The organism is Streptomyces sp. NPDC001744 (assembly GCF_042892575.1).
Taxonomy (GTDB): domain Bacteria; phylum Actinomycetota; class Actinomycetes; order Streptomycetales; family Streptomycetaceae; genus Streptomyces.
Window position 1 is genome coordinate 30,679 of record NZ_JBIAUG010000028.1, and the last position, 18,660, is coordinate 49,338.

Here is an 18,660-nt window from a genome sequence, read left to right on the forward strand (position 1 = left end):
GGGTCAGACCCCGGCGTAGGAGTGCTTGCTGGTCACGAAGATGTTCACGCCGTAGTAGTTGAAGAGGAAACAGGCAAAGGCGACGAGGGCGATGTACGCGGCCTTCCGCCCCTTCCAGCCGGCCGTCGCGCGCGCGTGCAGGTACGCGGCGTACCCCACCCACGTGATGAAGGACCAGACCTCCTTGGCGTCCCAGCCCCAGTAGCGGCCCCACGCGTCACCGGCCCAGATGGCGCCCGCGATGATCGTGAAGGTCCAGAGCGGGAAGACGGCCGCGTTGACCCGGTAGGAGAACTTGTCGAGCGAGGCGGCGGAGGGCAGCCGCTCCATGACCGAGCGGGCGAAGGCGCCGGGGTTCCCGCCGGTCGCGAGCTTGTTCTCGTACGAGTCGCGGAAGAGGTACAGCAGGGTCGCGACCGCGCCGAGGTAGAAGACCGCGCCGCAGAAGATCGCGGTGGAGACGTGGATCCACAGCCAGTACGAGTCGAGCGCCGGCACGAGCTGGTCGCTGGGGGTCTTCAGCCAGGTGGTGGCCATGCCCAGGTCGAGCAGGACGGTGGTGACCAGCGGCAGGCCGATCCAGCGCACGTTCTTCCCGGCGAGCAGGAAGCCGAGGTACACGCCGACCGCCACCGTGGAGAAGGTGGTGGAGAACTCGTACATGTTGCCCCAGGGGGCCCGCTGCACGGCGAGCGCCCGGGAGACCACGCCCGCCGCCTCGACCAGGAAGGCGAGGGCGGTGAGCGAGACGGCGACGCGGCCGTACAGGTCGCCCTTGACCGTGCCGCCGGCCGCGCCGGGGCCGTCCGGCACGTCCCGGGCGCCGGCGGCGGAGCGCGTGACGACCTCCGGCCGGTCGAGGACGGCGGTGGTCCCGGCCTTCTTGGTCCGGACGGTCACGGCGGGGGCCGGGGCCCCCTGGGTGAGCGCGGCGGCGGTGCGGCCGACCTTGCTGCGGCTGCCGAGGACCCACTCGGCGATGTGGGCGAAGAAGGCCAGCGTGTAGACGGCCATCGAGGAGTAGATGAGCACGTCGCTCATCCGCGCCAGGCTCTCGTCGGTCGTGGCGGCGAGGATCACTTGTCAGCCTCTCCAGAAGGGGCGGGGTCTGCCGCGGGTACGGCGGGTGCGGCGGTTCCGCCGGATGCGGCGGTTCCGCCGGATGCGGCGGTTCCGTCCGCGGTGTCCGGTGCGGCCTCCGGATCGGTGCGCGGGCCGGCCGGCGGCGTCTTCCCGCCGGGCGGGGGTTCCGGGGCGGGCGGGGCCAGGGCCGCGAGCGCGGCCGTGAGGTCGCCCAGCTCCTCGGGCAGCCGGGCGGACTCGCTGCGGCCGAGCCCGGCCGCCTCGACGACGGTCACGCCGTCCTCGCCCCGTACGGCCCGGATCCAGATCCGGCGCCGCTGGATGAAGAGCGAACCGGCCAGGCCGGCGATCGCGGCGATCGCGCCCGCGAGGGCGAGGCCGTTGCCCGGCTGCTGCGAGATCTGGAAGCTCGCCCACTCCTTGATGTCCTTCTCGAAGGTGATCGAGCCGGCGCCGTCGGGGAGCGTCATGGTCTCGCCGGGCAGCATGCGCTGGGCGAGCTTGTTGCCGGACGCGTCCGTGAACTGCTTCATCTTGGACTTGTCGAGCTGGTACACGTTCTGCGGGAGGCCCGAGTCCACGCGCAGGTCGCCGTGGTAGCCGGTGAGCGCCATGACCGGGAAGTCGAGCGCCGGGAACTGCGAGAACATCGTGCCCTTGCCGGCGCCCGCGAAGGTCGGCACGAAGAACGCCTGGAAGCCCAGCTGCTCCTTCCTGCCGTTCTTGTCGCGGTAGCCGTCCATGACCTTGATCGCGCCGGTCGAGGTGATGTTGTTGTCGATCGGCAGCAGGGGCACGGCGCCGTGGAAGACGGTCTTGCCGCGCCCGTCCCTGACGGTGACGACGGGGGCGTAGCCGTGGGCGATCAGGTAGACCTTGGAGTCGCCGACCCTCAGCGGCTCGTTGACCCGGACGACCGCCTTCCGGTCCGCGCCGCCCCGCGAGTAGGTGACGGCCGCCTCGAAGGTGCGCGGGGTGCCGCGCTGCGGGCCGTTCTTCTCGTACGTGCCCTCGAAGGAGTCCAGCCGGAAGCTGAACGGTTCCAGCTCGTCGGTGCCGAACCAGGAGCCGGACTTGAAGTCGTCGTACTGCGTGAGCGTGTTGGAGAAGCCGTCGCCCTCGACGATCAGCTTGCCGCCCTCGGACTTGAGGAGCTGGCCCCAGGCGAAGGCGACGAGCATCACGATCAGGGCGACGTGGAAGGCCAGGTTGCCGGCCTCGCGCAGGTAGCCCTTCTCGGCGGCGACCGCGTCCCCGGCGGTGTGGGAGCGGAAGCGGCGGCCCTTGAGGAGCGCGAGCGCGGCCTCGCGGACCCGCTCGGGCTCGGCGTCGGTGCGCCAGGTGGCGTACGCGGGGAGCCGGTCGAGGCGGCGGGGCGCGCCCGGCGGCCGGCCGCGGAGCTGGCCGACGAACTGCAGGGTGCGCGGCACGATGCAGCCGATGAGGGAGACGAACAGCAGGATGTAGATCGCGGAGAACCACACCGAGCTGTAGACGTCGAAGAACTGGAGCTTCTCGTAGAGCGGCGCGAGGGTGGTGTGGGCCTCCTTGAAGGCCCGCACCTTCAGCTCGTCCGCGCTGTTCTGCGGGACGAGGGAGCCGGGGACGGCGCCCAGGGAGAGCATGAAGAGGAGGATCAGGGCGACCCGCATGGAGGTCAGCTGGCGCCAGAACCAGCGGACCCAGCCGACGACCCCGAGGACGGGGCCGCCCGCGGGGGCGTCCGGCCGGTCCTCCCGGGGGGCGGTCGACAGCCGCGCGCCGGCCGCCTCGTCGGCGGCCGCGGCGTTCTCCGTGGTGTCGGTCATGTCGGTCGTACCGGCCTTGCTCATGGAACTCAGATCCCCACCGTGAAACCGCTGGACCAGCCCTGCATCGTGGCCACCATGCTGTCCCACGCGCCCGTGAGGAGCAGGACCCCGGTGACGACCATCATGCCGCCGCCGATCCGCATGACCCACGCGTAGTGCTTCTTGACCCAGCCGAACGCGCCGAGCGCCTTGCGGAAGGCGACGGCCGCGAGCACGAACGGTACGCCGAGACCGAGGCAGTACGCGAAGGCGAGCACCGCGCCGCGCCCGGCGCTGGCCTGCTCCAGGGCGAGCGCGTTGACGGAGGCGAGGGTCGGGCCGATGCACGGGGTCCAGCCGATGCCGAAGAGGGCGCCGAGCAGGGGGGCGCCGACCAGGCCGGCGACGGGCCTCCGGTGGAAGCGGAACTCGCGCTGGGTGAACCAGGGCATCAGGCCGAGGAAGAACGCGCCCATGAGGATCATGAGCACGCCGAGGACCGTGGTGAGCGTCCCCCGGTACTCCTGGAGGGTGGACCCGAAGTAGCCGAAGAGGGCGCCGCCGGAGACGAACACGGCGGTGAAGCCGAGGACGAAGAGGGCGGCGCCGGCGGTCATCCGGCCGCGGCGGCCGTCCGCGAGGTCGGTGCCGGTGACGCCGGTCACGTAGCTGAGGTAGCCGGGGACGAGCGGCAGGACGCACGGCGAGAAGAAGGAGACCAGGCCGCCGAGGACCGCGAGGGGGAGGGCGAGCAGCAGGGCTCCGCTGGTGACCGTCTCGTTCACCGGGTCACTTCTCCTTGAGAAGCGGGTCGATCATCGAGCGGAGCTTCTGTTCGTCGAGGGCCAGGAGGGCGCGGGCGGCGATCCTGCCCTCCTTGTCGAGGACGACGGTGGAGGGGATGCCCTGGAGGCTGAGGGTGCCCTTGGGGAAGCCGAAGAGGATCAGCTTGCCGTCGGGGTCGTAGAGGCTCGGGTAGGGGACCTTGTAGTCCTGCTCGAAGGTGAGCGCCTGCTGCTTGTTGAAGTCGCGGGTGTTGAGGCCGACGAACGCGACGCCCTTGCCCTCGAGGTCGGCGGCGACCTTCGCGAAGTGGGGGGCCTCGGCGCGGCAGGGGCCGCACCAGGAGCCCCAGGCGTTGAGGACGACGACCTTGCCCTTGAGGTCGGCGACGTCGAGCCGCTTGCCGTCGAGGGTCTCGCCCGCGAGCTTCCCGGTGGCCGCCCGGCTGCCCTTGGCGGCGGTGGAGACGCCGCCCTTGCTGGTGACGAAGTTGGTGTTGCCGCCGCCGCCGGAGGTGCCGCCGCCGTCGCCGCCGCAGGCCGAGAGCGCGAGGGCGGCGGTCAGCACTCCGACGGCGAGCAGGGTGCGTCGAGGGGCGCGGCTAGGGCTCATGTGAAAAGTTTCGCATGAGCGTTTGGGGGATCTTGGCCACCCCCCTACGTGCCCGTAAAGCCCCTTGTCAAGACCGGCTAAGCGGACGGCGGGGCCGACGGGGTCCTCCCGGCGCCCGTGGGGGTCGCCGGGGCGGGCCGGAGGAAGGCGTTCCAGCCGCCGGCCGGCTTCTGGCCGACTCCCAGGCCGCGCAGCCTGGCGAGGATCCTGGGGTCCTGGACGTCGAGCCAGTCCACGAACTGCCGGAAGGAGACGAGCCGGACGTCCTTCTTCCCGGCCATCCCCTTGAGGGCTTCCTCGACGGCGTCCATGTAGATGCCGCCGTTCCACTGCTCGAAGTGGTTGCCGATGTAGAAGGGCGCGCGGTTGGTCTCGTACGCGCGCCGGAAGCCGGAGAGGTACGCCTCCGTCGCCTGCCTGCGCCAGCCCGGGTAGCGGGAGGGCATGCCCTTCGTCGAGTTCTTCGACTGGTTGGCGAGCATGTTGTAGTCCATGGAGAGGACCTCGAAGGAGTGCCCGGGGAAGGGCACGGCCTGGAGCGGCAGGTCCCAGACGCCCTGGCGCTTCTCGGGCCAGGTCTGGCGGCCGCCGGGCGAGCTGGCGTCGTAGCGCCAGCCGAGCCGCTTGGCGGTGGGGAGCAGCTTGTCCTGGCCGAGGAGGCAGGGGGTGCGGCCGCCGACGAGCTCCTTGGAGTAGTCGAAGGGGAGCGGGTCGAGGTCGGTCCAGCCGCTGTTCGTCTTCCACTGGGTGACGAACTTCACCGCCTGGTCGATCTCGCTCTGCCACTGGGCCGGGGTCCAGTTCCCGACGGAGCCGGAGCCGCCGCAGAAGTGCCCGTTGAAGTGGGTGCCGATCTCGTGGCCGTCGAGCCATGCCTGCCGGACGTACTTCAGGGTGTCCTTGATGTGGGGGTCGGTGAGGTAGCCGATGTCGGAGGCGCCGACGCGGTTGTTCGGCGGACGGTAGAGGTTCTTCTTCGACTCGGGGAGGAGGTAGATCCCGGAGAGGAAGAAGGTCATCGCCGCGCCGTGGTTCCTGGCGAGTTCCAGGAAGCGGGGGAAGAGCCCGTTGCCGACCTCGCCGGCGCCGTCCCAGGAGAAGATCACGAACTGGGGCGGGGTCTGGCCGGGTTCGAGCGGGACGGGGGCGTCGGGCTGGTGGGGCTGCTTGCCGGTGTCGGCGGTGGACCCGTCGCCGATGAGCCGGACGGCGTCCTTCGTCGGGGCGGGGGTGCCGGATCCCGTCGTGGCGTCGCCGGGCTTGTTGGGTCCGGAATGCCCCGTGTTGTCCTTTTTCGAGGTGCTGCACGCCGCGACGCCCACGGCCGCCGCGGCACCAACGCCCGCCCCGAGCAGCCCCCTTCGAGAGATCCCACTGATTTCGCGCATGTCTTCCCCATTCGCGCTGACGTATGACCTAAACGTCATCCAAACCGACAATCAGTGAGATGCGAGGAGGAACACGGAGGTTCCGGGAATTGGCACAAAGATTTCAGGGCGTTCGAATGACAGGAACATCATCCGAACGCCCCGAACTGTGGCCCTTCTCCGCGGCGCTGTCCAGTGCCGCGCGGAAAGCGCCGGAGAACGCCCTACGCGCCGAAAGCCTTCGACTTCCCCGCGGCCGACTTCCCCCTGGCCGGCTTCGCGCCCGCGAGGAGGTGCGCCGGGACGAGGTCCCGGGCCGGCTCGCTGTACCCCACCGAGACGATCGTGTCCCCCCGGTACGTGAACGAGGTCAGCGAGGCCAGCGTGCACTGCCGCCGCCGCGGGTCGTGCCAGAGGCGCCGCTTCTCCACGAAACTGCGGACGATCCAGATCGGGAGCTGGTGGCTGACGCAGACCGCCTCGTGCCCCCGGGCCGCGTCCTTCGCCGCGTCCAGCGCGCCCATCATGCGGACGACCTGCTCGACGTACGGCTCGCCCCACGACGGCTGGAACGGGTTGGTCAGGTGCTTCCAGTTCGCCGGCTTGCGCAGCGCCCCGTCGCCCACGCCGAAGGTCTTGCCCTCGAAGACGTTGGCCGCCTCGATGAGACGCGGGTCGCTGTCCAGGTCCAGGCCGTGGGACGCGGCGATCGGCGCCGCCGTCTCCTGCGCCCGCTCCAGCGGGGAGGCGACGACGTACGTGACGTCGCGCTCGGTCAGGTGCTCCGCGACCCGGTCCGCCATCCGCCGGCCGAGGTCGGAGAGGTGGTAGCCGGGGCGGCGCCCGTAGAGGACGCCGTCGGGGTTGTGCACCTCGCCGTGGCGCATCAGGTGGACGACGGTGACGTCGTCGTCGCTCTTCGCCCGGACCCGGTCCTCGGGCGTGGTCGCGGAGCCGGTCGCGACCTCGGTGCCGGTGGGGCGCCCGGTTCCGCTCATGTGCTTCTCCCCGGTGCGCCCGTTCGTCGCGTCGCTCATGCCGTGGCCTCCGCGGCGGCGCGGGCGGCGGCCGGCAGGGCGGCGGCGATCCGCTCGACGGCCCGCTCGTCGTGCGCGGTCGACACGAACCAGGACTCGAACGCGGACGGCGGCAGGTACACCCCGTCGGCCAGCATCGAGTGGAAGAAGGCGTTGAAGCGGAAAGCTTCCTGCCGCTTCGCCTCGTCGTAGTTGCGCACCTCGTCGGCGGTGAAGAAGACCGAGAACATGTTGGAGGCGGTCTGCAGCCGGTGCGCCACGCCCTCCTTGGCCAGCGCGCCGGTGACCAGGCCCCGGATCTCCCGCGAGACCGCGTCCACCTTCTCGTACGCGGCGTCGTCGAGCAGCCGCAGCTGCGCGAGGCCGGCGGCGGTGGCGACCGGGTTCCCGGAGAGGGTGCCCGCCTGGTAGACCGGCCCGGCCGGGGCCAGGTGCCCCATGACGTCGGCGCGGCCGCCGAACGCGGCGGCCGGGAAGCCGCCGCCCATGACCTTGCCGAAGGTCATCAGGTCGGGCCGCACGCCGTCGACGCCGTACCAGCCGGCCCGCGAGGTGCGGAAACCGGTCATCACCTCGTCGGAGATGTACAGCGCGCCGTTCTCCCGGCACAGGTCCGCCAGGCCCTGGTTGAAGCCCTCGGCCGGCGGGACGACGCCCATGTTGCCCGGCGACGCCTCCGTGATCACACAGGCGATCTCACCCGGGTGCGCGGCGAACGCCGCCCGCACCGCCTCCAGGTCGTTGTACGGCAGCACGATCGTGTCACCGGCCTGCGCGCCGGTCACACCGGGCGTGTCCGGCAGGCCGAAGGTGGCCACCCCGGAGCCGGCCGCGGCGAGCAGCGCGTCCACGTGGCCGTGGTAGCACCCCGCGAACTTGACGACCTTCGCGCGCCCGGTGAACCCGCGCGCGAGCCGGATCGCGGACATCGTCGCCTCGGTGCCGGAGGAGACCAGGCGCACCTGCTCGACCGGCTCGATCCGCGCGACGATCTCCTCGGCGAGCGCGACCTCGCCCTCGCCGGGCGTACCGAAGGAGGTGCCGCGCTCCACGGCCTCCCGCGCGGCGGCGGTGACCTCGGGGTGCGCGTGGCCGAGGATCATCGGTCCCCACGAACAGACCAGGTCGACGTACTCGCGCCCGTCCGCGTCGGTGAGGTACGGACCGGAACCGGACACCATGAACCGGGGCGTTCCGCCCACCGCCCGGAAGGCACGCACCGGTGAGTTCACGCCGCCGGGCGTCACGAGGGAAGCGCGGTCGAAAAGCGTCTGTGAGACTGGGGCTTCGTATGAATACGGCACTGTGATCCTGACCTGCGAGAACGACGTCGGTCACGACATCGGGAACGGAGGGACGGCGTGGACATCCTGTGCGTTACGCCGGGGCGCCCGCCCTCCGCGTCTGCGAAACTGGGGCGTCATAGGGATGACTCACGGATTCCATGGTGTCAGAGGCCACGGCGTTCTCGCGGACGGGTGTTTCGTCGCGGGAGCGTGGGGGAGGTCACTGACACGATGATCGGGTTGCGCGGCGGAGTCGTGCTGCCGAGAAAAAGCAGTCGGGTGGAGATATGCATCGCGGTGGCGGACCGGGCGAGGGGACGGGAGACCTGGGTCCGGAGTCTGCCCGGCGGGGAAGGCACCGGCGCCGGCGGACCGAGGACCCGGTCCCGGGAAATCCGGGCAAGCCGACCCGGCCGGGGGGCCCGGGCTCTCCGGACGGAACGGCCACGGAAAGCGGGAGGAGCCGGTTGGGGGTGACGTACAAGTACTTCGGAGCGCCCGACGGCGCCACGGCGGCCCGCGTCCCCATCTCGATGCGCCCGGAGGAGCTGGGCGGCGACGAGCTGGGCATGGGCGGCATGTTCACCAAGATCAAGCCGGAGACCATAGCGGCCATGGTCCTCACCGGCATCCAGGGCATGCCCCTGCACAAGGTGCCCCCGCTGGAACTGGTCGTGCTGCACCCCGACTACGCGGTCGTGAAGCTGCCCATGACCGTCGTCGACCCGCTGCGCGCGATCGGCGAGGAGTCGGTCGGCGCCGCCGCCTTCATCTGGTCCACCGTCCCCGACCGGGGCGGCCCCCGCGACGCCTTCGACGTCTACCGGCTCCTCCACGAATGGCAGGACTTCAGCCACCGGCTGCACGAGGCGGGGCACCAGCCGTACTGCCTGGTGTGGCCCTGAGCCGGGACCGCGTGGTCCCGCCCCCGGGCCTGGGCGCGGGCCTGGCCCCGGCGCCGGCCCTGACTCCTGCTCCTGCTCCTGCTCCGGGGAGAACCGCTCGCCGTCCCGGACGCCCCTGAGGCTCCCCGCCGGCCCCCGAGGGCCCGAGGCCCGGCTCTCGTCCCGGACCGCCCTGAGGCCCGGCCGCTCCGGACGGCCCCGGGTCCCGCCCGCGTTCCGCCCCTTCTTCCCGCCGACGGTCCACGGCTTCTCCCGTTCTCCCGCTTCTCCCGCCGACGGCCTACGGGTTCTCCTGCGGACGGTCTACGAGCAGGCGTTTCGCCGCCGTTCTCGCGCGCATACGTGATGAAGTTAGGACGAATGGGATGTCATACGTGGAAGCCGCGCCCCCGGGAGGGGCTCGCTCCCTCGCGGAAGCGCCTCCTCACGGAGTGCTCATCCCCTGATGGGAGCGCCTTACGCCCTGTGGGAGCCCCGTACGAGGAAGGACCTGACGCGTGAGCGGAGTACGAACGGCCGGCGAGCCCATGCAGATCTCCGAGGTCGCCGCACGGACCGGGCTGCCCCTGCGCACCATCCGGCAGTACGAGGACAGCGGTCTGGTCGCCCCCTCGGCGGCCTCGCCGGGCGGTTTCCCCCTCTACACGGACGAGGACGTGGCCCGGCTCATGGTGGTCCGCCGGATGACGCCGCTCGGCTTCACCCTCGACGAGTCCCGTGAACTCCTCACGGCGATGGACCTGCTGGCCGCCGACCGGCCGGGTACGGACACCGCGCTCGACCCGGACGAGCGGACCGCGCTCGTGTCCCGCGTCCACCGCTACGAGCAGGCCGCCGCCGAGCGGGTCGCGGAACTCCAGACGCAGCTCGCCCGCGCGGAGGAGTTCGCCCGGTCCCTCCGCTCCCGCCTCGCGATGGCCCCGGCCTGACCGGAAGCGGGGTCAGGGCGCCAGCACCTCCGCGAGGTCGCGGAGGAACCGGGCGTACGCGGCGGGGCTGGGCGGGGTCTCCGGGTTCCAGGGGACGAGCCGCACCCCGGACGGAAGCCCGTACGGGGGCGTGGCGTGCCCCCGGTTGTCGAAGAGGACCAGATCCGGGCGGAGTCCGGCGGCCCGTTCCCAGTCCGTGGTGAGCCAGTTCGCCCCGGGTCCGGGGCCGGGGTCGATCATCCGGACGCCGATCCCGGAGAGCCACGCCAGCTCGGGCCACGCCCGAGGGCGGGCCAGGTGCACCTCGTCGGGCCCCGCCCCGGAGAGGGCGAGCACCCCGAGCCCGGTCCGTACGACGGCCTCCCGGAGCGCGGCCTCCGCCGACGCGAACTCCGCCAGCGCGGCTCCCCGGCCGAGCCCGGTCGCCGGGCTCGCGGTCACCGGGTACCCGGTTTCCGGACCGACGGTTTCCGGGCCGGCGCCCTCCGGGTGCGCGGCGTGCGGACCGGCGGCCTCCCGTCCCCCCGCCTCCCCGTGCCCGGCGTTCGGCCCCAGGAACGTCAGGCCGGCGGCCAGCGCGTCGAACCGGCCGAGAATGTCCCGCAGGCCGGACCCGCCGCCGACGGAGAGCACGGCGAGCGGCACCCCGATCCGTGCGGCGAGCCCCCCGTCCAGCGCGTACGGGTCCTTCCCGTCGTACGTCACGTCGACCACGAGGTCCGGCCGCAGCGCCCCCAGGCCCTCCTCGTCCAGGCCCCGGCCGGGGCCGAGGTACGGCACGCCGACCGCCTCCAGGATGCCCGCCTTCGCCGGGTCGGGCGTGTCGCCGTCGTGCCCGGAGCCGTACACGGCGACCGGCGTCACCCCCAGGTCGTACAGGGCGGCCCCGGCCCGTACGTACGCGACCACCCGCCTCGGCACGTGGTCCGCCCGCAGCTCCTCGCCCCTGTCGTCCGTGAACTCCCACGCCTGTGCTCCGGACATGCGCCGCTCCCTCCCCGGCCGGAATCTCCCTCTTCCGTCACCTTGGAACGGTTGTGCGGTCCGCACAAGAGGGCCCGTGGGCGCGCACCGGGCCGGGGAGGGGCGGTCGGCGCGCCGGTCCCGGGCTCACCGGGCGCGCGGGTCGCGGCCCGTCGTCGCGAGCAGGCGCTCGAAGGCGGTGGCGCTTCCCGGCAGCTCGACGGCCTCCCCGAAGACCTTTATCTCGCGGCCCATCGGCGCCATCCGCTCCACCTCCCCGGCCAGTTCCGCCACCACGACGGGGTCGGGCTCGAAGGTCCGGCCGGTGGCCCGGGCCAGGTCCCAGGCGTGCACGGTCAGATCGAGCAGCACCATGGCGCCGACCGTCCGCGCGGGCAGCCCCATCGCACCGGACGTGCCCTCGTCGGCGCCGGGCGCCGACCACGCCTCGACCAGCTTCCCGGTCTCCGTCCCGAACAGCTCGCGCCAGTCGGCCCCGGAGAGCCGGTCCGGAGTCTCCGAGAAGTCGGGCGTCCCCTTGGCGGCGAGGACCTGGAAGTTCACGACGACGTTGAAGAGGTGGTTGAGCAGGGCACGCACGTCGTACTCGGCGCAGGGCGTGGGCGCGTCGAGCGACGCGTCGTCGGTGCCCCCGACCACGGGGACGGCGTCGGCCGCCGCGATGCGGAGCAGGTCACCGATGCGGGGTGGGGCGTCATTCGTCATGGAACCGACGCTAGGAGGCGCGCGCGGGCGGGTCTTGAAGAAACGCGACGGCACGCGCTTAGCATGCGGACCATGCCCGATTCCGCCCCCCGCCGGGACACCTGGGGCATCGTCGACCCCGCCGGACTGTTCTCCCGCGTCCGCTTCCGCCGGCACGTACCGGCGCCGGAACTGCGGCCCTACCTGGAGCACTACTGGCTGATCGACTGGGAGCTGCCCGAGCCGTACGCGGCACACCTCGTCCCGCACCCGTCGGTGAACGTCGTCTTCCAGCGGTACGGCCTCCTCGGCGCCCCGGCGGAAACCGCGCGTTCGTCGGCCGAGGTCTCGGGGGTCGGACTCGGCCTGTTCACCCGGAAGCTGGCGGGGGCGGGCCGGGTCTGCGGAATCCAGTTCCGCCCCGGCGGCTTCCGTCCCTTCGCGCCCGCGTGGCCGGCGTCGGCGTGGACGGGCCGCAGGGTCCCGCTGAACGGGGTGTTCCCGGAGGCGGGTGGGGGCGGGGGCGACGGTGGGGGCGCGTTCCCGGGTGGGGACGAGGGTGACGACGCGGGCGCGCTTCCGGGTGGGGGTGACGGAACGGACGCGTTCCCGGGTGGGGGTGACGGAACGGACGCGTTCCCGGGTGCGGGTGAAGGCGCCGACGCGTTCCCGGGTGGGAGCGGAGGCGGGGGCGCGAGTCCCGACGTCCTGGCCTCCGTCCTCTCCCCCGACGACGACCACGCGCGCGTGGCGGCGCTCGACGCCTTCCTCCTGGCCCACGGCCCCGTCCCCGATCCGGCCGCCGACCGGGCCGTGGAGCTGGTGGACCTGATCCGCGCGGACCGCACGATCCGGAAGGTGTCCCGGCTCGCCTCCGCGTCAGGCCTGTCGCCGCGTTCGCTCCAGCGCCTCTTCGCCGACTGCGTAGGGGTCGGCCCGAAGTGGGTGATCCTGCGCTACCGGACGCACGAGGCCCTGGAACGCGCCGGGGCCGCCGGGGCGGCGGGTCCCCCGGACTGGGCGGCCCTCGCGGCCGAGCTGGGCTACAGCGACCAGGCCCACCTCGTACGGGACTTCACGGCGACCATCGGGGTGCCGCCGACGGCGTACGCCCGCGCGTTGTCAGAGCCCTGACCTACCGTACGGGCATGGACGACCCCACACGCGTACGCCTGGAACCCTGGTCCGCGGAGGACGACGGCCTGCTGCGGGCCCTGAACGCACCGGAGTTGACGGACCACCTCGGCGGCCCGGAGACCGGGGAACAGCTCGCGCGGCGCCACCTGCGGTACGTGGGGATGAGCGCGGGCGCCCCGGACGCGGGCCGCATGTTCCGGATCGTGCTGCTCCCGGAGGAGGTCACGGCGGGCAGCGTCGGCTTCTGGCCGCGGACCTGGGACGACGAACCGGTGTACGAGACCGGATGGGCCGTGCTGCCGGGCTTCCAGGGCCGGGGCGTGGCGACGGCCGCCGCGCGCGCGGTGATCGCGGAGGTCTCGGAGGTCGTGAAGGGCGCAAAGGTCACGGAGGGCGCGGGGGACACGGAGGCCGCAGGGGCACGGGCGACGGGCCTCCGCCGCTTCCTGCACGCGTTCCCGTCGACGGACAACGCCGCTTCGAACGCGGTGTGCCGCGGGGCCGGGTTCGAGCTGCGCGGCGAGCGGGACTTCGCGTACCCGCCGGGCCGTCCGATGCGGTGCAACGACTGGCGGTTCGGCCTGGCGGGTCCGGATCAGGGGGTCTGATCCGGCGCGATGAGCGGCCGGGCGAAGTGGAAGGCCACGATGTCGAAGCGTTCCCGCAGGTAGAAGCGGTGGGCGCCGGTGCGGTGGGTGCCCGAGTCCAGGTTGAGTTCATGACAGCCGGCCGCGCGGGCACGGGTCTCCAGGTGGGCGAGGAGGGCGTGCCCGACGCCGGTGGAGCGGTCGGCCGCGGCCGTCACCAGATCGTCGACGTAGAGGCTGCGCAGGGAGCTGGTGTTGACGACGATCCGCCAGCCGGCCGCACCGACGCAGCGGCCGTCGTCCGCGTAGGCCGCGCTGAACCGCAGCCCCTGGGCGTGCCCGGTCCCGTAGACCTCCCGGAAGAGTTCCGGGGTGAGGTGGGGGCGGAGTTCGGAGAGCACCGGCAGGAGGTCGCTCTCCAGCCGGGGGTCCTCCGGTGCGAGGTCGGTGATCTTCATGCCGGGACGGTACCCCAGGTTTTTTCGGGGTTGACGAACAGCGGCATCGTCACGGATTGTTATCTGCGTAACGCAATCTATTCGTGGCGCAGTGGATTCACGGCGCGCGGCCCCGTCGGCAGCGTCCCTCCACCCACTGGCGCCCCCTTCCGGAAAGGACCCCCGTGACCGTTCTCGTCACCGGCGGACGCGGCCGCGTCGCCACCGCCCTGCTCGGCCTCCTCGCCTCCGCCGGCATCGACGCCAGGGCCGGTTCCAAGGACCCCGCCGGCCTGTCCCCGCCCGCCGGAACCGCCACCGTGCGCTGCGACCTCTCCGACCCGGCCACCTTCGACACCGCCCTGAGGGGCGCCGAATCCGTCTTCCTGTACGCCGACCCCACGCACGCCGCCGCCTTCGCCGAACGGGCCCGAGCCGCCGGCGTCGAGCACGTCGTCCTCCTCTCCTCCAGCTCCGTCCTCGCCCCGGACGCCGCCGGGAACGCGATCGCCGCCTCCCACCTCATGGCCGAGCGGGCCCTGACGGCCGCCGCCGGGGCCGGAGGCTTCGAGGTCACCCTCCTCCGGCCGGGCGCCTTCGCCACCAACGCCCTCCAGTGGGCCCCCGCCCTCCGGAGCGGCCACGGACCGGCCCTGCCGTACCCGCACGCCCACAGCGACCCGATCCACGAGCGCGACGTCGCCGAGGCCGCCCTCGCCGTCCTCACCGAGCCCCGGCTGCGCGGCTCCTCGTACCTGCTGACGGGTCCCGAATCGCTGGACTTCACCGAACAGCTGGCGGTCGTCGCCGGGGCGACGGGCCACCCCGCGCCGTACACCGCCGTCGCGCCCGAGACATGGAAGGAGTCGACGGCCGCCCACATACCGGAAGCGTTCGCGGACGCCCTCCTCTCCCACTGGGCCTCCCACGACGGCCGACCGGTCCCCCTGACCGGCACCGTCGAGGAACTGACCGGCCATCCGGCCCGCGCCTTCGCCACCTGGGTCGCCGACCACGCGAAGGCGTTCCGCCCCTGACGGCGCCCTCCCGCCCCCTCGCCCCGTCCCGCCCCGCCCGGGGGCGAGACGGGACGGGACAGGGCGAGCCGGGCCGGGGCGAGGCGAAATCCCTGGCCGTCCGCCCGGCCCCGGTGCCATCCTGTCCCCGTGAACGGACCGGAGATCCACATCAGCTTCGCCCCCGGCCTGCGGCTCTTCGTCTCGGCGGAACGGCGCTCGGGCCGCACCCCCGTGATCACCGACGGCTCCTCCTCGCTCGGCCACGTCGTGGAATCACTGGGCGTACCCCTCACCGAGGCCGGACGGATCCTGGTCGACGGGCGGCCCGTCGACACCTCGCACGTCCCCGGCGCGGGCGAGACGGTCGAGGTGGAGAGCGTCACCCGCCCCCAGCGGGTCCCCGGCGCCCCGCTCCGGTTCCTGCTCGACGTGCACCTCGGCACCCTCGCCCGGCGGCTGCGTCTGCTCGGTGTGGACGCGGCCTACGAGAGCGAGGACATCGGCGACCCGGCCCTGGCCGCGCTCTCCGCCCGGGAGCGGCGGGTCATGCTCTCCCGGGACCGGGGGCTGCTGCGCCGCCGGGAGCTGTGGGCGGGCGCGTACGTCTACAGCGACCGCCCGGAGGAACAGCTCCGGGACGTCCTGGAGCGGTTCGCGCCGCCGCTCGCGCCGTGGACCCGCTGCACGGCGTGCAACGGGGAGCTGAGCGGCGCCGACAAGGACGCGGTGCGCGAACGCCTCGAACAGGGCACCGAGAAGACGTACGACGTGTTCGCCCGGTGCGTGGAGTGCGACCGGATCTACTGGCGCGGCGCCCACCACGCCCGCCTGGAGGCGATCGTCACCGACGCGGTACGGGAGTTCGGCGGGACCGCCGCACGCTAGGAGGCGTCCGGCACCGGGACCTCGGACGGGCCCCGGAGCACCGCGCCCGCCGGCTCGCCCCCGGCCGGCTCGCCCCCGGCCGGACGGTCCAGGTCGCCGCCGCGCAGCCGCTCGACCTGCCGGGCGCTCACCTCGACGGTGCGCCGCATATGGGCGATGAGCAGGGCGACCTCGGCGTCGCTGTAGACGTCGAACATCGTGCCCCAGGTGCTGTTGAGCTTCCGCCACAGGACCCCGAGCTCCGCCGTCCGTCGGGGGACGAGCGCCACCAGGACCCGCCGCCGGTCCTCGGCGTCGCGCTCGCGCGTCACGTACCCGGCCCGCTCCAGGCGGTCGACGAGCCGGGTGGCGGAGCCCGTGGTGAGGCCGGTCAGTTCGGCCACCCGCCCGGTGGTCACCGGCCCCTCCTCCAGACCGAGCAGGTTCAGGCACTGCACGTCGGTCGGGTGGAGCCCCAGATGGTCGGCGACGGCCTGGTTGAACAGGGCGTAGGCGGCCATGTAGCGACGGGCCTCCCCGTACAACTCGCCCATCAGCGCCTCGCGCCGGGCGGAACTCTTCTGCGTCATGCAGCAATCGTACGGACCGGCACCGGACGGCCGTCGTGGACGCGGAAGGCGGCGGCTCAGAAGACGTAGGGGTCGCCGGTGGCGAGCACCAGGACGCGGTGGCGGTCGTTCGCCGGGTCGGGATCGGCCGCCCCCTCCCGCCAGGCCGTGGTGATCTCCACCGTCATCTCGTCCGGGAGCCCCGCGGTCCACAGGTCGAGCACCAGTTCCCCGGTCCCGCCGGCCGCCAGGAGTTCTCCCGTGCGGCAGGACACCACCCGGTCGCTGCTCCACAGACAGGCGGGCGGCAGTTCCCGTCCGCCCTCCATCGGCGAGGAGAAGGCGATCCGGACCGTCGCCTGCGCGAGGTCGGAGGGCCCGTGGTTCTCGCTGACCAGCCAGACCCCGACCCGTCCGCCCCAGAGGGAGACGTGACCGTGATGGGACAGATCGGCCTCGGGTCCGGGCACGGACCCCGCGGCGCCGGCGGCCGGACCCGCTCCCACCGTCACGGCCGCGAGAACGGCCCCGAGCACAGCCTTCCGCAATCCACGCATGTGCACAAAATACCCAGGAAACTTCATATCTTCGGACAATCGGACGACCCGCGTGTCAGCGCCGTTCCGTCCCCCGAACACCTCGACCGGTCGCTTCACACCCCACCTATCCTGACCGGGCGATCGACGACACCGACCACCTGCGCGAGGAGCACGCCATGACCGCCCCCGGTACCCCCATCGCCGTCATCACCGGAGCGAGCAGCGGGATCGGCGCCGCCACGGCCAGGCGGCTGGCCGCCGCCGGTTACCGGGTGGTCCTCACCGCCCGCCGCAAGGACCGCGTCGAAGCCCTCGCCGCCGAGATCAACGAGGCCGGCCACCAGGCCACCGCGTACGCCCTCGACGTCACCGACCGCGCCGCCGTCGACGAGTTCGCCACCGCCTTCCGCGCCCTCGCCGTCCTGGTCAACAACGCCGGCGGCGCCCTCGGCGCCGATCCCGTCGCCACCGGCGACCCGGACGACTGGCGCCGGATGTACGAGGTCAACGTCCTCGGCACCCTCCACATGACCCAGGCCCTCCTCCCCGCCCTCACCGCGAGCGGCGACGGCACGGTGGTCGTCCTCTCCTCCACCGCGGGCCACGGCACCTACGAGGGCGGCGCCGGTTACGTCGCCGCCAAGAACGGCGCCCGCGTCCTCGCCGAGACGCTCCGCCTGGAGATCGTCGGCACCCCGGTCCGCGTCATCGAGATCGCCCCCGGCATGGTCAAGACCGAGGAGTTCGCCACCACCCGCTTCCGCGGCGACGCCGACCGGGCCGCCGCCGTCTACGCCGGCGTGGCCGAGCCGCTCACCGCCGACGACGTCGCCGACACCGTCACCTGGGCCTGCACCCGCCCCCCGCACGTCAACATCGACCTCCTGGTCGTCCGCCCCCGCGCCCAGGCGTCCAACACGAAGGTCCACCGGGAGCTCTGACGACGACCCGTCACACGCGCGGGTGAACCGACCCAACCACCCGCATGGCGACCGAACCCCCGGCCTAACATCGCAGACAACTCCACACAGAACGGCCCTCGAGCGGGACGGCAATCCTGCCCGAGGGCCTGACCATCAGGAAGACGACACTTCCCATGGCTGAGCAGGACCCTAGCGTGCCCGCGCTCTTCGATCTGAGCGCCCTCACGCCCACCGCCCCGCCCTCGTCGTCCTTCATGGACCTCGAAGACCCCCGTTACGCCTACATGTACGGTTTCCTCCAGGCCGACGGACACCTCTCCGCGGGACCTGGCCCCAAAGGAAGCCTCGCCGTCGAGATCAACGCGCGGGACATCCAGATCCTGCGCGAGTTCCAGCAGCTCACGCCGTACAGCAGCAGCATCAAGGAACGCACTCGGGCCACGAACTTCTCGGAGAGCCACCACTCGGCCACCTGGTCCCTGTGCGCCCTGGAAGCACGCACCGTCCTCAACCGGCTCGGACTGCCCTACGGCAAGAAATCGAAGAAGATCACGCCGCCCCGGGTGCCCTTCTCACGCAGGGACTACCTGCGCGGCGTCATCGACGCGGACGGATCGGTCGGCTTCACCGGACAGGGCTTCCCGTTCGTCTCGCTCACCACGTCCGGCACAGCCGTCGGCGCCTACCTGTGCCACTACGCGAAGAAGGTCACCGGCGCGGAACGCCGGATCACACGCAACACCCGCGACGGGGTCTACAACGTCATATACACGAAGGAGGCGGCCGTCCAGCTCGCCGCACACCTCTACTACTCAGGCTGCCTCGCTCCGGAACGCAAGCGCACGGCCGCTGAGAGCCTCGGAGCATGGGCACGTCCCGAAGGCATGCGCATCTCATCCCATCGCCGCTGGAAGCCCTCGGAGGACCGCGTCCTCCTCGCCCACGGCAATGCCGCCTCCGCAGCCGGAGAACTGGGGCGCACCGAGCAGAGCTGCTCCCTGCGGCTGTGGCGGTTGAAGACCGGTCGGGTCCCCATGCCGCCCGAGAAGCCCCCGCACCTCTGATACGCGCAAGGCGGGGCCCGGCACGCAGACGTGCCGGGCCCCGCCTTTTACGGCTTCGGGC

20 protein-coding genes are annotated in these 18,660 nt (G+C 72.6%); 8 read left to right on the plus strand and 12 right to left on the minus strand.

Features of this window, described 5'->3' with window-relative positions; all coding sequences use genetic code 11:
• Positions 1-3: 3 nt before the first annotated feature.
• The 7 genes from ccsB to hemL all read right to left on the minus strand — a co-directional run bounded on the left by ccsB (position 4) and on the right by hemL (position 7,976).
• Positions 4-1,080, minus strand: coding sequence for a c-type cytochrome biogenesis protein CcsB (gene ccsB / locus ACFYZY_RS27020; protein ID WP_388699049.1), 1,077 nt, complete (start codon positions 1,078-1,080; stop codon positions 4-6).
• Positions 1,077-2,915, minus strand: coding sequence for a cytochrome c biogenesis protein ResB (locus tag ACFYZY_RS27025; protein WP_388699051.1), 1,839 nt, complete (start codon positions 2,913-2,915; stop codon positions 1,077-1,079). The genes ccsB and ACFYZY_RS27025 overlap by 4 nt, the downstream gene beginning before the upstream one ends.
• A gap of 5 nt (positions 2,916-2,920) precedes the next feature.
• Positions 2,921-3,658, minus strand: coding sequence for a cytochrome c biogenesis CcdA family protein (locus ACFYZY_RS27030; protein ID WP_388699054.1), 738 nt, complete (start codon positions 3,656-3,658; stop codon positions 2,921-2,923).
• A gap of 4 nt (positions 3,659-3,662) precedes the next feature.
• Positions 3,663-4,268: a TlpA family protein disulfide reductase gene (locus ACFYZY_RS27035; RefSeq protein ID WP_388699057.1), complete on the minus strand. Its 606-nt coding sequence runs from the start codon at positions 4,266-4,268 to the stop codon at positions 3,663-3,665.
• A 77-nt stretch (positions 4,269-4,345) separates the two neighbouring features.
• Positions 4,346-5,656 carry a hypothetical protein gene (locus ACFYZY_RS27040; protein WP_388699060.1) on the minus strand — a complete coding sequence of 437 codons (1,311 nt, stop codon included), beginning with the start codon at positions 5,654-5,656 and terminating at the stop codon, positions 4,346-4,348.
• Positions 5,657-5,859: 203 nt separating this feature from the next.
• Complete coding sequence (locus ACFYZY_RS27045) at positions 5,860-6,522, minus strand: histidine phosphatase family protein (protein WP_388699169.1); 663 nt, start codon at positions 6,520-6,522, stop codon at positions 5,860-5,862.
• A 146-nt stretch (positions 6,523-6,668) separates the two neighbouring features.
• A complete protein-coding gene (gene hemL / locus ACFYZY_RS27050; protein ID WP_388699063.1) occupies positions 6,669-7,976 on the minus strand; it encodes a glutamate-1-semialdehyde 2,1-aminomutase in 1,308 nt (435 codons plus the stop codon).
• 269 nt (positions 7,977-8,245) lie between these two features.
• Between hemL and ACFYZY_RS27055 the strand changes: the two genes are divergently transcribed.
• The gene (locus ACFYZY_RS27055) at positions 8,246-8,863 is read left to right on the plus strand and encodes a hypothetical protein (RefSeq protein WP_388699066.1); all 618 of its coding nucleotides are present in this window, start codon (positions 8,246-8,248) and stop codon (positions 8,861-8,863) included.
• Between the two features lie 527 nt (positions 8,864-9,390).
• Entirely contained in the window at positions 9,391-9,792 is a 402-nt protein-coding gene (locus tag ACFYZY_RS27060) for a MerR family transcriptional regulator (protein WP_388699171.1), read from the plus strand.
• Between the two features lie 12 nt (positions 9,793-9,804).
• Here ACFYZY_RS27060 and ACFYZY_RS27065 read toward each other — a convergent pair whose 3' ends face one another.
• Together ACFYZY_RS27065 and ACFYZY_RS27070 are read right to left on the minus strand one after the other, a co-directional pair.
• A complete protein-coding gene (locus ACFYZY_RS27065) occupies positions 9,805-10,776 on the minus strand; it encodes an ABC transporter substrate-binding protein (RefSeq protein WP_388699068.1) in 972 nt (323 codons plus the stop codon).
• A 126-nt stretch (positions 10,777-10,902) separates the two neighbouring features.
• Entirely contained in the window at positions 10,903-11,481 is a 579-nt protein-coding gene (locus tag ACFYZY_RS27070) for a TIGR03086 family metal-binding protein (protein ID WP_388699071.1), read from the minus strand.
• A gap of 72 nt (positions 11,482-11,553) precedes the next feature.
• On the opposite strand from ACFYZY_RS27070, the gene ACFYZY_RS27075 reads away from it, so the two are divergent.
• On the plus strand, positions 11,554-12,594 hold the full coding sequence (locus tag ACFYZY_RS27075; RefSeq protein ID WP_388699074.1) for a DUF6597 domain-containing transcriptional factor: 1,041 nt from the start codon (positions 11,554-11,556) through the stop codon (positions 12,592-12,594).
• 14 nt (positions 12,595-12,608) lie between these two features.
• Positions 12,609-13,205: a GNAT family N-acetyltransferase gene (locus tag ACFYZY_RS27080; RefSeq protein ID WP_388699077.1), complete on the plus strand. Its 597-nt coding sequence runs from the start codon at positions 12,609-12,611 to the stop codon at positions 13,203-13,205.
• On the opposite strand, the gene ACFYZY_RS27085 is transcribed toward ACFYZY_RS27080, so the two are convergent.
• On the minus strand, positions 13,193-13,642 hold the full coding sequence (locus tag ACFYZY_RS27085) for a GNAT family N-acetyltransferase (protein ID WP_388699079.1): 450 nt from the start codon (positions 13,640-13,642) through the stop codon (positions 13,193-13,195). The genes ACFYZY_RS27080 and ACFYZY_RS27085 overlap by 13 nt on opposite strands.
• A 164-nt stretch (positions 13,643-13,806) precedes the next feature.
• Between ACFYZY_RS27085 and ACFYZY_RS27090 the strand changes: the two genes are divergently transcribed.
• Positions 13,807-14,658 (plus strand): NAD(P)H-binding protein, encoded by an 852-nt coding sequence (locus ACFYZY_RS27090; RefSeq protein ID WP_388699082.1) that lies wholly within the window; start codon positions 13,807-13,809, stop codon positions 14,656-14,658.
• Positions 14,659-14,787: 129 nt separating this feature from the next.
• Positions 14,788-15,525 (plus strand): Mut7-C RNAse domain-containing protein, encoded by a 738-nt coding sequence (locus tag ACFYZY_RS27095; RefSeq protein WP_388699084.1) that lies wholly within the window; start codon positions 14,788-14,790, stop codon positions 15,523-15,525.
• On the opposite strand, the gene ACFYZY_RS27100 is transcribed toward ACFYZY_RS27095, so the two are convergent.
• A complete protein-coding gene (locus ACFYZY_RS27100; protein ID WP_388699087.1) occupies positions 15,522-16,094 on the minus strand; it encodes a MarR family winged helix-turn-helix transcriptional regulator in 573 nt (190 codons plus the stop codon). The genes ACFYZY_RS27095 and ACFYZY_RS27100 overlap by 4 nt on opposite strands.
• Before the next feature lie 56 nt (positions 16,095-16,150).
• Positions 16,151-16,630 (minus strand): hypothetical protein, encoded by a 480-nt coding sequence (locus ACFYZY_RS27105; RefSeq protein ID WP_388699090.1) that lies wholly within the window; start codon positions 16,628-16,630, stop codon positions 16,151-16,153.
• Between the two features lie 158 nt (positions 16,631-16,788).
• Here ACFYZY_RS27105 and ACFYZY_RS27110 point away from each other — a divergent pair, with 158 nt between their 5' ends.
• The gene (locus ACFYZY_RS27110) at positions 16,789-17,553 is read left to right on the plus strand and encodes an SDR family NAD(P)-dependent oxidoreductase (protein WP_388699093.1); all 765 of its coding nucleotides are present in this window, start codon (positions 16,789-16,791) and stop codon (positions 17,551-17,553) included.
• A 155-nt stretch (positions 17,554-17,708) separates the two neighbouring features.
• Positions 17,709-18,599: a hypothetical protein gene (locus ACFYZY_RS27115; protein ID WP_388699095.1), complete on the plus strand. Its 891-nt coding sequence runs from the start codon at positions 17,709-17,711 to the stop codon at positions 18,597-18,599.
• Positions 18,600-18,660: the final 61 nt, after the last annotated feature.